This is a genomic window from Streptomyces sp. NPDC002817, from assembly GCF_053592055.1.
Window position 1 is genome coordinate 92,921 of record NZ_JBSFUY010000026.1, and the last position, 15,738, is coordinate 108,658.

A 15,738-nucleotide genomic window follows, 5' to 3' on the forward strand; every position below is an offset into this window, starting at 1 on the left:
GCGCAGACCAGGAGGGCCCGGTGAGTTCGCCGCCGCCTCCCACGACCACCCTCAACGGAGCGCTGCGGGCACAGCCTTCGCCAGGGGTGCTGCCACCCCGGCCGCCGGCCTCCGGCAGCCGGACCAGCCTGGTCCACCAACTCGTACTGGCCCTGGTGTGCGCGGGATACGCCGTCGGTTCCGCGCTCGGCTGGGGCTCCCAGGAAGTCGCGCTGATCATGGGCGACTTCGGGCTGAGCGCCGCGGCGGGCATCGCCGCCGTCTCCTGCTTCCTCTACGCCCGTAACCGGCGCGTCCGCTTTCGGCTCGCCTGGATACTGTTCGCCCTCTCCTCGGCCATGGCGTCCCTGGGCAACCTGGTCTGGGGGTGGTACGAGGTCGTTCTGCAACGGCCCGTACCCACGCCCAGTTACGCCGACGGATTCTTCCTGTGCTTCGCGCCGCCCGCCATCGTGGGCCTGCTGGTCCTCGCCAAGCGGCCGGTGACGAAGGCCGGTTGGGTCTGCCTCGGTCTGGACGCCTGGCTGATCGGCGGCTCGCTGCTCACGCTCTCGTGGAGCCTGGCCCTCGCCCAGGCGGCGCGGTCCGACGGGTCGAGCGTGTCGCAGACCGCGCTGTCGCTCGCCTACCCGCTGCTGGACATCGCCCTGGTCAGCATGGTGCTCGCGCTGCACTTCCGGCGCTCGGCGATGAACCGTACGGCGGTGAACACCGCGATCGGCGCACTCGCCCTGACCGTCATGTGCGACGCCCTGTTCACCTCGCCGCTGGTCCAGAACGCCTACCGCTCCGGCCAGTTGCTGGACGCGGGATGGTTCGCGGGCTCGCTCCTGCTCGCCTACGCTCCCTGGGCCGCACCTCGCCAGGGGCAGCCGGGCACCGAAGGGCAGGACGGCGCGGGGCACACGCGCGTGGTCCACGAGCATCTGCCGGGACAGCGCGGCGGCATCCACCACCACGCACCCCCGCAGGGAGGTGATCTCAGCCGGTATCCGGCCGCGGGACCCATCGTCGGCTCCCTGTCCGCGCTCACGCCGTATCTCGCCGCCGCCGTCTGCACGCTGGGCATCCTCTACAACGTCCTCAACGGCCACAGCGTCGACCGCGTGGTGCTCCTCACCGGCGGCACCGTCGTGCTCGCCCTCGTGGTGCGCCAGGGCATCATGCTGCTCGACAACATCACCCTCACCCAGGAACTGGCGCAGAAGGAGAACCACTTCCGCTCCCTGGTGCAGGGCTCCAGCGACGTCATCATGATCGCCGCGCCCAACGGGATCCTGCGATACGTCTCCCCGGCCGCCGCCGGTGTCTACGGCTGTCCCGCGGAGGACCTCGTGGGCACCGAACTGGCCAATCTCATCCACCCGGAGGATCTGGGCTGCGTGGTGCACGAAGTGCGCCGATTCCTCGCCGCCAACCCTCTCGACGAACCCACTACGCGCATCGAGTGCCGTTTCCGGTCCGGCGACGGAGGCTGGCTCAATGTCGAGTCCACCGTCAACCGCCACCACGGCGGCCTCATCTTCAACAGCCGGGACGTGACCGAAAGAGTGCGCCTGCAGGCGCAGCTCCAGCACAACGCCGAGCACGACCCGCTCACCGACCTGCCCAACCGCGCCCTGTTCACCAAGCGTGTCCAGCACGCGCTCTCCGGCCGCCGCGCCTCCGACCGCGGCACCGCCGTCCTCTTCATCGACCTCGACGGCTTCAAGGCCGTCAACGACACGATCGGGCACCAGGCCGGGGACGAGCTGCTCGTCCAGGCCGCCCGCAGACTCCAGGACGCGGTCCGGCACGGCGACACCGCGTCCAGGCTCGGCGGCGACGAGTTCGCGGCCCTGATCGTCGGGGACGGCACCCGTGACCGCAGCGCCCGTGAACGGCACATCCTGGAGCTCGCCGACCGCCTCAGGATCACGCTCTCGCAGCCCTACCTCATCGACGGCAACGATGTCCGCGTCGCCGCCTCCATCGGCGTCGCGTTCTCGGAGCCCGGCCTCGGCGCGGGCGAGATCCTGCGCAACGCCGACCTGGCCATGTACCGCGCCAAGTCGGCCGGAAAGGGACGCGTCGAGCTGTACGCGCCCCAGATGCAGCAGGACGTCGTACGCAAGGCGGAGCTGGCCACGCGCCTGCGCGCCGCGCTGCACGACGGTGAGTTCGCGCTGCTGCACCAGCCCGTGGTCTGCCTGGAGGACGGCCGGATCACATCGGTCGCCGCCCAGGCGCGCTGGCGCTCCTCGCAGGGGGTGCTCTTCACGCCGGCCGAGTTCCTCAGGGTCGCCGAGGACAGTGACAAGACCGCCGAGCTGGGCCGCTGGATGCTGGAGGAGGCCGTCGAGCAGGCCGCCGAGCGCGCCGCGACCGGGCTGACCATGCCGGTGGCCGTGCGGATGAACGCCCGCCGGCTGCTGGACCGCTCCCTGCCGCTCGGCTCGATCGAGGCCCTGCTGACCCGGCACGGGCTGCCGTCCGGATCCCTGGTGATCGAGCTGTCCGAAACCGACCCCCGGGTCTCCCTCGACGAGCTGGAACGCCGTCTCGGCGCCCTGCGCAGGCTCGGTGTCCGGATCGCCCTGGACGGCTTCGGGAGCGGATACGCGGCGATCACGGCACTGCGCAGACTCCCCGTCGACGTGCTCAAACTCGACCGCAGTCTGGTCGAGGGGGTCGTGGAGTCCGCGCGGCTGCACAAGATCACCAGTGGGCTGCTCAGGATCGCCGGGGATCTCGGTCTGCAGTCCGTGGCCGACGGCGTGGATCTGCCCGAGCAGGTCGTGGCGCTGCGGGCGATGGGGTGCACACACGGACAGGGAATGGCGTTTTCCGGTCCGTTGGACGAGTACCGGCTGCGCCGGGCGCTCGGTTCCGGCCATTATCCGGTACCGCACGGACCGGCGGAGCCCGCGTTCGCGGGGGGCGGCGCGGGGGTGTACACAAGTGGTGTGCCCGCTGTTCTCGGAGGCGGAAGTGCCCTTCTCTCACATAATGAGACTCCCGTCCCACCCGCTTGACACTGGGTGTGCGCCGGGGGGAGGGTCAGTGCCATGCGCACCCGAATTCTCGTACTTGGAAAGCGCGTCGGCTGAGCTGGTGACGTCCGGATCGACCCGGAACTCCCAGCGACCACACCCGGCGCGCTCCCCTCGCTTGCCTCCTGGCACGAGGGGTTTTTTGTTGCACAGACACCAGGCGTAAAAAGCGTCACACCGTACAAACCTCGCAAAAACCCTCAGCATCGAGAAGAGAATGACGATGACCGAGCAGGCCACCGGGGCCCATCCGCAGCCGCGGCCCCGATCCGGAGGACAGCAGTCCGCCCCCGAGCACGTCACGGGCGCGCAGTCCCTCATCCGCTCTCTCGAGGAGGTCGGCGCCGAGACGGTATTCGGCATCCCCGGCGGTGCGATCCTGCCCGCGTACGACCCGCTGATGGACTCCCGGCGGGTGCGCCACGTCCTGGTCCGTCACGAGCAGGGCGCGGGCCACGCGGCCACCGGTTACGCGCAGGCCACCGGCAAGGTCGGTGTCTGCATGGCGACCTCCGGACCCGGTGCCACCAACCTGGTGACCCCGATCGCGGACGCGCACATGGACTCGGTGCCGCTCGTGGCGATCACCGGGCAGGTCGCGTCCAAGGCGATCGGCACGGACGCCTTCCAGGAGGCGGACATCGTCGGCATCACGATGCCGATCACCAAGCACAACTTCCTCGTCACCAAGGCCGAGGACATCCCGCGGGTGATCGCGCAGGCGTTCCACATCGCCTCCACCGGCCGCCCCGGCCCGGTCCTGGTCGACATCGCCAAGGACGCCCTCCAGGCACGGACCACGTTCTCCTGGCCGCCCACCATGGACCTGCCCGGCTACCGGCCCGTCACCAAGCCGCACGCCAAGCAGATCCGCGAGGCCGCGAAGCTCATCACCAACGCCAAGCGGCCCGTCCTCTACGTCGGCGGCGGTGTCATCAAGGCACACGCCACCGCAGAGCTCAAGGTTCTCGCCGAGCTCACCGGAGCGCCCGTCACCACCACACTGATGGCGCTCGGCGCATTCCCCGACAGCCACCCGCTGCACGTGGGAATGCCGGGCATGCACGGTGCGGTCACCGCCGTCACCGCGCTGCAGAAGGCCGACCTGATCGTCGCCCTCGGAGCCCGCTTCGACGACCGCGTCACCGGCAAGCTGGACAGCTTCGCCCCGTACGCCAAGATCGTCCACGCCGACATCGACCCGGCCGAGATCGGCAAGAACCGCGCCGCGGACGTGCCGATCGTCGGGGATGCCCGCGAGGTCATCGCCGACCTGGTCCAGGCGGTGCAGAAGGAGCACAGCGAGGGCCACCAGGGTGACTACACCGCCTGGTGGAAGGACCTCAACCGCTGGCGCGACACCTACCCGCTCGGCTACGACCAGCCCACCAACGGCACGCTGTCTCCGCAGCAGGTCATCGAGCGCATCGGTCAACTCGCGCCGGAGGGCACGATCTTCGCCGCGGGCGTCGGCCAGCACCAGATGTGGGCCGCGCACTACATCCAGTACGAGAAGCCCGCGACCTGGCTGAACTCCGGCGGCGCCGGAACGATGGGCTACGCGGTCCCGGCCGCGATGGGCGCCAAGGCCGGAGCCCCGGACCAGGCGGTCTGGGCGATCGACGGCGACGGCTGCTTCCAGATGACCAATCAGGAGCTCACCACCTGCGCCCTGAACAACATCCCGATCAAGGTCGCCATCATCAACAACGGTGCCCTCGGGATGGTCCGCCAGTGGCAGACCCTCTTCTACAACCAGCGGTACTCCAACACCGTGCTGCACTCCGGCCCCGACGACGTCAACCCGGAGGCCAGGGGCACCCGCGTCCCCGACTTCGTGAAGCTGTCGGAGGCCATGGGCTGCTACGCGATCCGCTGCGAGTCCCCGGCCGACCTCGACAAGGTCATCGAAGAGGCGAACTCCATCAACGACCGCCCGGTCGTCGTCGACTTCATCGTCCACGAGGACGCGATGGTGTGGCCGATGGTCGCCGCCGGCACCTCCAACGACGAGATCCTGGCCGCCCGGGACGTCCGCCCCGACTTCGGCGACAACGAAGACGACTGAGCGAGAGAGACGTAAAAGATCATGTCCAAGCACACGCTCTCCGTCCTGGTGGAGAACAAGCCGGGCATCCTCGCCCGCATCGCCGCGCTCTTCTCCCGCCGCGGCTTCAACATCGACTCGCTCGCCGTCGGTGTCACCGAGCACGCCGACATCTCCCGCATCACGATCGTGGTGAGCGTCGAGGCCCTGCCCCTCGAGCAGGTCACCAAGCAGCTCAACAAGCTCGTCGAGGTGCTCAAGATCGTCGAGCTCGAGCCGGCCAGCGCCGTTCAGCGTGAACTCGTTCTGGTGAAGGTGCGCGCCGACAACGAGACGCGCTCGCAGATCGTCGAGATCGTCCAGCTGTTCCGCGCCAAGACCGTCGACGTCTCCCCGGAGGCCGTCACCATCGAGGCCACCGGCGGCAGCGACAAGCTGGAGGCCATGCTCAAGATGCTGGAGCCGTTCGGCATCAAGGAGCTCGTCCAGTCCGGCACGATCGCGATCGGCCGCGGCGCCCGTTCGATCACGGACCGCTCACTGCGCGCCCTCGACCGATCTGCGTGACGCTTGACACGGGCGGTCGCGGTCGTCGGCCGCCCGTATAGCGAGACCCCGAAACTTCACGTCACCCCGCCGTCATACGGTGGGACGCAACACCTGCACTCAAGGAGAGAACCCAAAGTGGCCGAGCTGTTCTACGACGCCGACGCCGACCTGTCCATCATCCAGGGCCGCAAGGTCGCGGTCATCGGTTACGGCAGCCAGGGCCACGCCCACGCGCTGTCGCTGCGCGACTCGGGTGTCGACGTCCGAGTCGGTCTCCACGAGGGCTCCAAGTCCAAGGCCAAGGCCGAGGAGCAGGGCCTGCGCGTGGTGACGCCGTCGGAGGCCGCCGCCGAGGCCGACGTCATCATGATCCTGGTGCCGGACCCGATCCAGGCCCAGGTCTACGAGGAGTCCATCAAGGACAACCTCAACGAGGGCGACGCGCTGTTCTTCGGCCACGGTCTGAACATCCGCTTCGACTTCATCAAGCCCCCGGCCGGCATCGACGTCTGCATGGTCGCCCCGAAGGGCCCGGGCCACCTCGTCCGCCGCCAGTACGAGGAGGGTCGCGGCGTTCCGTGTATCGCGGCCGTCGAGCAGGACGCCACGGGCAACGCCTTCGCGCTGGCCCTGTCGTACGCCAAGGGCATCGGTGGCACTCGCGCGGGCGTCATCAAGACGACCTTCACCGAGGAGACCGAGACCGACCTCTTCGGCGAGCAGGCCGTTCTCTGCGGTGGTACGGCCGCGCTGGTCAAGGCCGGTTTCGAGACGCTGACCGAGGCGGGCTACCAGCCCGAGATCGCGTACTTCGAGTGCCTGCACGAGCTGAAGCTGATCGTCGACCTCATGTACGAGGGCGGCCTGGAGAAGATGCGCTGGTCCGTCTCCGAGACCGCCGAGTGGGGCGACTACGTCACCGGTCCCCGCATCATCACGGACGCCACCAAGGCCGAGATGAAGAAGGTCCTCGCCGAGATCCAGGACGGCACCTTCGCGCGTGAGTGGATGGCCGAGTACCACGGCGGTCTGAAGAAGTACAACGAGTACAAGCAGCAGGACTCCGAGCACCTCCTGGAGACCACCGGCAAGCAGCTGCGCAAGCTGATGAGCTGGGTGGACGAGGAGGCGTAAGCCTCAGACGGCGGGGCCGGAGCGGAGAGCTCCGGCCCCGTTGTCCAACCTGTCCGGCCACGGACGGGTGATCCTTCCGTAGAGGCGTAAGACGCTCTTGGCCGCGCCACTACACTGCCGTACTACATACGCGTCAGGCCCACAGCGTCGTGCGTCTTCCACGCGGCTAGCACCCTCCACCGCCTGCGGCCGTCGGGACGGCCGTCCGCACGCATTGGACTTGTGAGGACTCACGTGAGCTCGAAACCTGTCGTACTCATCGCTGAAGAGCTGTCGCCCGCGACTGTGGACGCGCTTGGCCCGGACTTCGAGATCCGGCACTGCAACGGAGCGGACCGAGCCGAACTGCTCCCGGCCATCGCCGAGGTCGACGCGATCCTGATCCGCTCCGCCACCAAGGTGGACGCCGAGGCGATCGCCGCCGCGAAGAAGCTGAAGGTCGTCGCACGAGCCGGCGTCGGCCTGGACAACGTCGACGTCTCCGCCGCCACCAAGGCCGGCGTGATGGTCGTCAACGCCCCCACCTCCAACATCGTCACCGCCGCCGAGCTGGCCTGCGGTCTGCTGCTGGCCACCGCGCGCCACATCCCGCAGGCCAACACCGCGCTGAAGAACGGCGAGTGGAAGCGCAGCAAGTACACCGGCGTCGAGCTGGCGGAGAAGACCCTCGGTGTCGTCGGCCTCGGCCGCATCGGCGCGCTCGTCGCCCAGCGCATGTCGGCCTTCGGCATGAAGGTCGTGGCCTACGACCCCTACGTGCAGCCCGCTCGGGCCGCGCAGATGGGCGTCAAGGTGCTGTCCCTCGACGAGCTGCTCGAGGTCGCCGACTTCATCACCGTGCACCTGCCGAAGACCCCCGAGACCCTCGGTCTCATCGGCGACGAGGCCCTGCACAAGGTCAAGCCCAGCGTGCGCATCGTCAACGCCGCGCGTGGCGGGATCGTCGACGAGGCCGCGCTGTTCTCGGCGCTCAAGGAGGGCCGGGTCGCCGGCGCCGGCCTCGACGTGTACGCGAAGGAGCCCTGCACGGACTCCCCGCTCTTCGAGCTCGACGAGGTCGTCTGCACCCCGCACCTCGGCGCCTCCACCGACGAGGCCCAGGAGAAGGCCGGCATCGCCGTCGCCCGCTCCGTGCGCCTCGCGCTCGCCGGTGAGCTGGTCCCGGACGCGGTCAACGTCCAGGGCGGCGTCATCGCCGAGGACGTCAAGCCGGGCCTGCCGCTCGCCGAGCGCCTCGGCCGGATCTTCACCGCGCTCGCCGGTGAGGTCGCGGTCCGCCTCGACGTCGAGGTCTACGGCGAGATCACCCAGCACGACGTGAAGGTGCTGGAGCTCAGCGCCCTCAAGGGTGTCTTCGAGGACGTCGTCGACGAGACCGTGTCGTACGTCAACGCCCCGCTGTTCGCGCAGGAGCGCGGCGTCGAGGTGCGTCTGACGACCAGCTCGGAGTCGGCCGACCACCGCAACGTCGTCACCGTGCGCGGCACGCTGAGCAACGGCGAGGAGGTCGCGGTCTCCGGCACGCTGGCCGGCCCGAAGCACCTCCAGAAGATCGTCGCCGTCGGCGAGTACGACGTCGACCTCGCCCTTGCCGACCACATGGTCGTCCTCAAGTACGAGGACCGCCCGGGCGTCGTCGGCACCGTGGGCCGCGTCTTCGGCGAGGCCGGTATCAACATCGCCGGTATGCAGGTGTCCCGTTCGGTCGCAGGCGGCGAGGCGCTGGCCGTGCTGACGGTGGATGACACCGTGCCGGCGAACGTGCTGACCGAGGTGGCCGCGGAGATCGGGGCGACGTCCGCCCGTGCGGTGAACCTGGTCTGACGCTTCACGACGAAAACAGGGCGGGCCGAGGAGATCCTCGGCCCGCCCTGCGCTTTTTCCGTTACGCGAGCACCTTCTCCGGCTCCGCCGCCTTCTCCGGCTCACGCAGCTCGACCCGGCGCAGGGTCACCGCCGCCAGCACCGCCGCACCCGCGAGCAGCACCGTCCCCGCGATCGCCGCCCCCTGCATCCCGCTGGTGAACGCCTCCCGGGCCACGGTCGCAAGGCCCGGCACCTGATCGGCGACCGACAGCGCCCCGCCCAGCGTCTCCCGGGCCACATCAGGAGCCGAGGCGGGCATCTCGTGGCGGTAGACCGCCGTACCGATCGAGCCGAGCACCGCCATCCCCAGCGCCCCGCCGAACTCCGCGCCGGTCTCCATCAGCGAGGACGCCGTGCCCGCCCGCTCCACCGGGGCGGTGCCCATGGCGAGGTCCATGATCTGGGACATCACGGTGACACCGCCGACCGCGAGGACACCGCAGGAGACCAGCACCAGCCACATCGAGTCCGTCCCGGCGAGGGACAGCAGCGCGAAGCCGCCCGCGGAGATCGCGAAGCCCGCGGTGACGACGTAGGCGCGGTTCACGCCCTTCTGGACCAGGGCGGTCGCGACCGGCGCCGCGGCCCCGATCGGCACCGACGGCAGCAGTGCCCACAGGGCCGCCTCCAGCGCGCTCTTGCCGAGCACCGACTGGAGGTACTGCGTGGTGAAGTAGGCCGATCCCATGATCCCGAACGTCGAGACGAGGTTCAGGGCGACGGACGGCGCGAAGCCGCGGCTGCGGAACAGGGCCGGGTCGATCATCGGTGAGGCCGTGGTGCGCTGGCGGTGGACGAAGAGGGCCGCGAAGAGCAGTCCGACGGTGATCGAGACGACGTAGCGGACGTTCCAGCCCTCCGAGGGGATCTCCTTGAGGCCGTAGACCACGGGGAGCACGGCGGCCATCGACAGCGGGACGCTCAGCCAGTCGAAGCGGCCCGGGGAGGGGTTCCTCGACTCCGGGAGCAGCATCGGGGCGAGGAGCAGCAGCAGGGCCATCGCGGGCAGGTTGACGAGGAAGACCGAGCCCCACCAGAAGTGCTCGACCAGCACCCCGCTCATCACCGAGCCGAGGGCGATCCCGGCCGTCATCACGCCGGACCACAGACCGATCGCCTTCGCGCGCTGGCCGGGGTCGGTGAACATCGTGCGCAGCAGGGCCATCGTCGACGGCATCAGGGTCGCGCCGCCGATGCCGAGGACGGCGCGGGCCGCGATCAGGGTCTCGGCGCTGTTCGCGTACGCCGCCACCAGTGAGGAGGCGCCGAAGGCGGCGGCGCCGATCACCAGGAGCCTGCGGTGGCCGATGCGGTCACCGAGCGAGCCCATCGTCATCAGCAGGCCGGCCAGCACGAACGCGTAGATGTCGAAGATCCACAGCTGCTGGGTGCCGCTCGGCTCCAGGTCCGCGCTGATCGACGGGATCGCGAAGTAGAGGACGGAGACGTCCATCGAGACCAGGAGCAGCGGAAGCATCAGGACGGTGAGGGCGGTCCACTCACGGCGTCCGGCGAGGGTGCCGGCGGGAGTGCTCGTCGGGTTCGTCATGGCGGCGACTATACGTACGTCTTAAACGCTTGTCTATGACGCTTGTATAAATCGCTTGTCTAGATAGAGTTGAGCCCATGGGACACCGTGAGGATCTGCTCGAAGGCGCCAAGCGGTGCCTGCTGGCCAAGGGCTTCGTGCGCACGACGGCGCGCGACATCGTCAAGGAGTCGGGGACCAACCTCGCCTCGATCGGCTACCACTACGGCTCGAAGGACGCGCTGCTCGCGCAGGCGTATGTGTCGCTGGCCGAGGGGATGGGCGATGCCTTCGAGGGGGACGGGACCGCCATGAGCGCCGAGCCCGGTTCCCTCGAACGCTTCCAGGAGGTGTGGTCGAACGTCATCGGCACCATGCAGGAGCCCGGTTCGATGTGGCGCCTCAGCATGGAGATCGTGGTGATGGGCGACCAACTGCCCGAGGTGCGCGACTACCTGGCGCAGGCCCAGCGGGAGGCCGGGCGCGGGTTCGTGCCGATGCTCATGGGCGGGCGCGAGGAGGACGTCTCGGACGAGACCGCCGACACCCTCGGCATGTTCTACGTGACCCTGATGACGGGCCTGATCGCGCAGTGGAACTTCGACCCGGCGAACGCGCCCAGTGCGGAGCGGCTCACCGAAGGGCTGCGCCAGGTGATCGCCGGGGTCAAGAAGAGCTGATCCGCCCGTCCCGCATCTCCAGGGCACGGTCCGCGAAATGCCGTACGACCGCCCGGTCGTGGCAGATGAACAGATAGCCGAGCCCGAGCTCGTCCTGGAGGCCGGCCAGCAGGTTCAGCACCCCGGCCCGCACCGACGGGTCCAGCGCCGAAACGGGCTCGTCGAGCACGAGCAGGCGCGGCTCGGAGGCCAACGCCCGGGCGATACCGACGCGTTGGCACTGGCCGCCGGAGAGTTCGTGCGGGAAGCGGTCTCCGTACGACGGGTCGAGGCCCACTCGGCCGAGGAGTTCGGCCACCCGGGCGGGGCCGTCCGCGGGGCTCCAGCGGTCCTGGACCTTCAGGGGTTCCGCGACCGCGTCGCGGATGCGGTGGCGGGGGCTGAGGGAGCCGTACGGGTCCTGGAAGACGGGCTGCATGCGCGGCCGGAGGGGGCGGAGTTCGCGTTCCGTCAGGGTCGTCAACTCCCGTCCCTCGAAGCGCACTTCGCCGGAGTCCGGGCGGCGCAGCTGAAGCACCGCCAGTGCGGTGGAGGACTTGCCGCAGCCGGAGGAGCCGTTGAGGGCGAGGGTCTCGCCGGGCTCCAGGGTGAAGCTCACGCCGTCCACCGCGGTCACCGGGCCGTAGCGGACGACGAGGTCGCGGACGTCAAGAAGAGACATACGGCTGCTCCCGGAACAACTCGACGGCGGGGTGCGGCACTTCGGCCCAGCGATGGCAGGCGACCAGCCGTCCGTCCACGTCCTGCGGCTCCGGCTCCACACCGAGGCACACGTCCTCGGCGAGCGGGCAGCGCGGGGCGAACGCGCAGCCCGGCGGGAGCGCGCCCGGAGCCGGTGGCGTGCCGCGCAGGGAGGGCAGTCGGCGGCCGGCGGGGGCGTGCTGGGGGAGGGAGGCCAGCAGGCCTGCCGTGTACGGGGCCCTCGGGCGGCCCAGCACCGCGTCCGTCGGGCCGAGTTCGGTGAGGCGCCCGGCGTACATGACCAGCACCCGGTCCGCGTGCTCTCGTACGACGTCCATGTCGTGCGTGACCAGCACGAGCGCCGCGTCGACCGCCTCCCGCTGCTCGGCGAGGACCCGGAGCACCTGCTCGCGGCGTTCCTCGTCGAGGGCGGTGGTGGGTTCGTCGGCGACCAGGATGTCGGGTTCGTTGATCGTGGCCATCGCGACGACCGCACGCTGGCGCATGCCGCCGGAGAACTCGTGCGGATACGACCGTGCCCGGCGCGCGGCGTCCGGGATGCCCACCCGGTCGAGTGCCGCGATCGCACGGGCCCGGGCCTCCTTGCGGGAGACGCGGGCCACCGACCGTACGGCGGCGGCGAGTTGGTCGCCCACCGGGTGCACGGGGGAGAGGGCGGACAAGGCGTCCTGGGGGACCAGGGCGATACGGCTCCCGCGCTCGGCCGAGAGGTCCGGCCGGACGGTCCCCGTCGCCGTCGCGTCCTTCGGCAGCATGCCCAGCAGCGCCCGGGCGGTCAGGGACTTGCCCGCGCCCGACTCGCCGACGATCGCCAGCACTTCACGTGGCCGGATGTCGAAGGACAGTCCGCGCACGACCTCGACGCCGTCGAAGGCGACCCGCAGATCGCGTACCGACAGCAGCGCCTCAGACTCCAACGGGGACCTCTCTCACGGCTTGCCGGCCTTTTGTGACGTTCCGGCCCTGCGCGTACGACGCCCCCGACACCGCCAGCCCCGCCAGCAGGGCCAGCGCCACCGCCGGGGCGAGGGCCGCCCAGGGGGCGCGTTCGACGTAGGCGCGGGACTCGTCGAGCAGCAGGCCCCACTCCGGGGCGGGTGGCTGGGCGCCCAGGCCCAGGAAGCCCAGCGAGGCCAGGGCGAGCGCGATGCCGGGCAGCCGCAGCAGGGCGTGCCGGGCGACGGGCGCGGCCACCGAGGGCAGGACGTGCCGGGTCAGGATCCACAAGGGTGGTGCGCCGATGGCGCGTTGGGCCATCAGGAAGGAGGACGCCCGTACCTCCTGCACCAGCGCCGCCGCATGCGCGGCCAGCGGCGGCCACGAGATCAGGGCGACCGCGAGGGCCGCGCCGCCCGTGCCGGGTCCGGCCGCCGCGGCGACCAGGATGCCGACGATCACCGGGGGCAGGGCGTTGGCGATGTCCGCCGCGCCCGCCGCGACGCCGGGCAGGAAACCGAGCGCCAGCGCGACCAGCAGGCTGAGCAGGCAGACGGCGGCGGCCGTACCGACGGTGGAGGCGGCGCCGTGTCCGAGCCGGGCCAGGACGTCACGGCCGAGGCCGTCGGTGCCCAGCGGGTGCGACCAGGTGGGAGAGGCCAGCCGGTTCGCGGTGTCGATCGCGAACGGGTCACGCAGCAGACCCCAGCCGATCGTCACGGCGAGGACGGCGAACAGGGCCGAAGGGATCGCCGGGTGGGTACGGACCGGCCGGGCCGGCGGCAGGGTGAGCGAGGCGTCCCGCAGGGCCGGACCCAGCAGCCGGCGCCGGGTGAGCGCGGACAACGCCCCCACGGCCAGACCGAGCAGCAACAGGGCGAGCACCGCACCCTGGAGCAGCGGCAGGTCCTGCGACTTGGCTGCCCCCAGCGCCGTACGCCCGATCCCCGGTACCGCGAACACCGTCTCCACGGCGACCGCGCCCCCGGTGAGCCCGACGGCGGCCATCCCGAACTGCGGGACGAGAGGCGGCAGTACGCGCCGGAGGGCGGCCGCGGAGACCCGGGCCCTGCCGACGCCGGCCCCGCGCCACAGCTCCACCCACCGCTCGTCGAGCACGGCGGGCAGCGCGTCCGCGACCAGCCGCCCGAGCAGCCCGCCCGCGGGGACACCGAGGGCGAGGGCGGGCAGGACCATGTACGCCGGACCCTGCCAGCCGGAGGTGGGCAGCCATCCCAGCCACACCCCGCAGACCAGCAACGCGACGGTGGCCAGCAGGAATTCGGGCACGGCGGCGAGCATCGCCGCGAAGGCCCCGGCCGACCTGCGCCCCCGTACCAGCACGGGCGCGACCAGCGCACCCGCGAGCAGCACCGCGACGGCGAAGGCCGCGCCCATCAGCGCCAGCGACACCTGGAGCCCGGACACGACGGACGGCAGCACGTCGGTACCCGACACCCACGACGTCCCGAGATCCCCGTGCAGCAGATCGGACGCCCAACTCCCCAGCAGGGAAAGGGGACCCGCGTCCAGGCCGAGATCCTGCCGTACGGCGTCCAGGGCCTCCTTCGTCGGCTCCTGCTCGGCGGAACGGGCGCGCAGGACGGTGAGCGCCGGGTCCCTGCCGGAGAGCCAGGGGAGCAGACCTACGGCGGTCACGACCCCGAGGAGGCACAGGACCCGGGTCACCCCGGCCGTGGTGAGCAACCGCCGTGGGGTGAGCCTCACTTGACGTACGTGTCGGCCGTGACCAGCTCACGCTCGCGCGGGTCGTGCGCGGCGTCCACGACATTCGCGGCGTCGCCCTGGATCACGCGCTCGTGCAGCATCGGGACGGCCGCGTCGGTGCCGAGCACGGCGGCCTCGGCCGCGATGACGGCCTTGCGCCGGGCCTCGCCGGTCTCGGTCCCGCCGGCCTTCTTCAGCGCGGCGTCCACCCGGGCGTCGGCGAGCTGGGAGATGTTGAAGGAGCCGTCGGAGGCGAAGTCGCTGTAGAGGTAGGCGGCCGGGTCGCCGGAGTCGAGGACGGTCGCGCGGGAGAGGATGAAGGCGTCGAACTCACCGGCGAGGGCGTCGGATTCGATGTTGGCGTACTCACGGACGTCGAGCTTCACCTTGAACCCGGCCTTCTGGAGCTGCTGTTGCAGGGTGGCGGCGACCTCGGGCAGTTCGGCGCGGTCGGTGAAGGTGCCGATGGTGATGGTCTGGCCGCTCGCCTTCTTGGCGGCGGTGCGCTTGACGTCAGACCGCAGTTCGGCGGCCCACGGCAGCGCCGGTCCGAGCAGCCCCTCGGCGACATCCGCCCGCCCCTCGTACACGCCCTTGACGATCGACTCGGCGTCGATCGCCTCGCGGGCGGCGGCACGCAGGGCGGCGTCCTTGAAGACGCCCTTCTCGGTGTTGAGGTAGAGGGTGTTGGTGCGCGGCATCGGGACCTCGGTGATCAGGTCCTCGTCGAGGAGCGCGGCCTGGGAGACGGGGACCGCCTCGACGATGTCGGCCTCACCGCTGCGCAGCGCGGCGGCCCGCGCGGTGCCGTCGGGCACGAACTTCACGTCGATACCGGGGGCCTTGGCCTTGCCGCCCCAGTAGGCGTCGTAGCGGTCGAGGGTGGCGGAGGAGGTGCCGTCGACCTCGGTGAGCTCGAAGGGGCCGGTGCCGGCGCCGACGGGGTTCACCGTCTTGCCGCTGTAGGCCTTCGCGGCGAGGATCGACAGCTGGGGCGAGCTGAGCCGCTGCGGGACCAGGGGGTCCTCGTCGGCCGTGGTGACGGTGACGGTGTCCGAGTCCTTCGCCTTCGCGGTCAGTTCCACGCCGTCCAGGATGCGGGGCTTGGGGGAGGCGGTGGCCGCGGTGGTGAGCGAGCGTACGACGGTCTCGGCGTCGAGTTTCGTGCCGTCGTGGAAGGTGACGCCGTCGCGTATCTCGAACGTCCAGGTCCTTCCGGACTGCTGCCACTCGGTGGCCAGCGCGGGCTCGGCGTCCCCGTCGGCGTCGAGCTTCACGAGGGTCTCCGCCGTCGACCAGCGGGACAGCTTGAACGCGTCGTCGGAGAGCGGGGAGAGGGCCGAGCGCGGGGGCAGCATCATCGCGACCCGGACGCGCTTGCCGTCGCTGTCACTGTCGCCCTCACCCTCGGCGGAGGCACCGGAGAAACAGCCGGTGAGCAGGGTGGACGCCACGGCGGCCGAGAACAGGTGACGGGCGGGCAGGCGCACGGAACCCTCCGGGTAAAGGGGTGGTCAAGGGTGAGTGCGCCGACGC

General features: G+C 70.7%; 11 protein-coding genes. 6 read left to right on the forward strand and 5 right to left on the reverse strand.

Annotated elements, in window-relative coordinates:
- Nucleotides 1–20 precede the first annotated feature (20 nt).
- The 5 genes from ACWD3I_RS35650 to serA all read left to right on the forward strand — a co-directional run bounded on the left by ACWD3I_RS35650 (nt 21) and on the right by serA (nt 8,586).
- Entirely contained in the window at nt 21–3,014 is a 2,994-nt protein-coding gene (locus tag ACWD3I_RS35650; protein WP_365396295.1) for a putative bifunctional diguanylate cyclase/phosphodiesterase, read from the forward strand.
- A 235-nt stretch (nt 3,015–3,249) separates the two neighbouring features.
- Entirely contained in the window at nt 3,250–5,100 is a 1,851-nt protein-coding gene (locus tag ACWD3I_RS35655) for an acetolactate synthase large subunit (RefSeq protein ID WP_365396298.1), read from the forward strand.
- Nucleotides 5,101–5,121: 21 nt separating this feature from the next.
- Nucleotides 5,122–5,646, forward strand: a complete 525-nt coding sequence (gene ilvN, locus ACWD3I_RS35660) for an acetolactate synthase small subunit (RefSeq protein WP_266887700.1) — start codon at nt 5,122–5,124, stop codon at nt 5,644–5,646.
- Nucleotides 5,647–5,763: 117 nt separating this feature from the next.
- Entirely contained in the window at nt 5,764–6,762 is a 999-nt protein-coding gene (ilvC, locus tag ACWD3I_RS35665; protein WP_365396300.1) for a ketol-acid reductoisomerase, read from the forward strand.
- A gap of 234 nt (nt 6,763–6,996) precedes the next feature.
- A complete protein-coding gene (gene serA, locus ACWD3I_RS35670) occupies nt 6,997–8,586 on the forward strand; it encodes a phosphoglycerate dehydrogenase (protein ID WP_365396302.1) in 1,590 nt (529 codons plus the stop codon).
- Nucleotides 8,587–8,647: 61 nt separating this feature from the next.
- Here serA and ACWD3I_RS35675 read toward each other — a convergent pair whose 3' ends face one another.
- The gene (locus ACWD3I_RS35675) at nt 8,648–10,177 is read right to left on the reverse strand and encodes an MFS transporter (protein WP_365396304.1); all 1,530 of its coding nucleotides are present in this window, start codon (nt 10,175–10,177) and stop codon (nt 8,648–8,650) included.
- Nucleotides 10,178–10,254: 77 nt separating this feature from the next.
- Here ACWD3I_RS35675 and ACWD3I_RS35680 point away from each other — a divergent pair, with 77 nt between their 5' ends.
- Entirely contained in the window at nt 10,255–10,836 is a 582-nt protein-coding gene (locus ACWD3I_RS35680) for a TetR/AcrR family transcriptional regulator (protein ID WP_365396306.1), read from the forward strand.
- On the opposite strand, the gene ACWD3I_RS35685 is transcribed toward ACWD3I_RS35680, so the two are convergent.
- The 4 genes from ACWD3I_RS35685 to ACWD3I_RS35700 are packed head-to-tail and all read right to left on the reverse strand — an operon-like array spanning nt 10,823 to nt 15,692.
- Entirely contained in the window at nt 10,823–11,497 is a 675-nt protein-coding gene (locus ACWD3I_RS35685; RefSeq protein WP_365396309.1) for a dipeptide/oligopeptide/nickel ABC transporter ATP-binding protein, read from the reverse strand. The two genes, ACWD3I_RS35680 and ACWD3I_RS35685, sit on opposite strands and share 14 nt — an antisense overlap.
- The gene (locus ACWD3I_RS35690; RefSeq protein WP_365396312.1) at nt 11,484–12,455 is read right to left on the reverse strand and encodes an ABC transporter ATP-binding protein; all 972 of its coding nucleotides are present in this window, start codon (nt 12,453–12,455) and stop codon (nt 11,484–11,486) included. Before ACWD3I_RS35690 ends, ACWD3I_RS35685 begins: the two co-directional genes overlap by 14 nt.
- Nucleotides 12,445–14,202 carry an ABC transporter permease subunit gene (locus tag ACWD3I_RS35695; protein ID WP_365396315.1) on the reverse strand — a complete coding sequence of 586 codons (1,758 nt, stop codon included), beginning with the start codon at nt 14,200–14,202 and terminating at the stop codon, nt 12,445–12,447. The genes ACWD3I_RS35690 and ACWD3I_RS35695 overlap by 11 nt, the downstream gene beginning before the upstream one ends.
- Complete coding sequence (locus ACWD3I_RS35700; protein WP_365396318.1) at nt 14,199–15,692, reverse strand: ABC transporter substrate-binding protein; 1,494 nt, start codon at nt 15,690–15,692, stop codon at nt 14,199–14,201. Before ACWD3I_RS35700 ends, ACWD3I_RS35695 begins: the two co-directional genes overlap by 4 nt.
- Nucleotides 15,693–15,738: the final 46 nt, after the last annotated feature.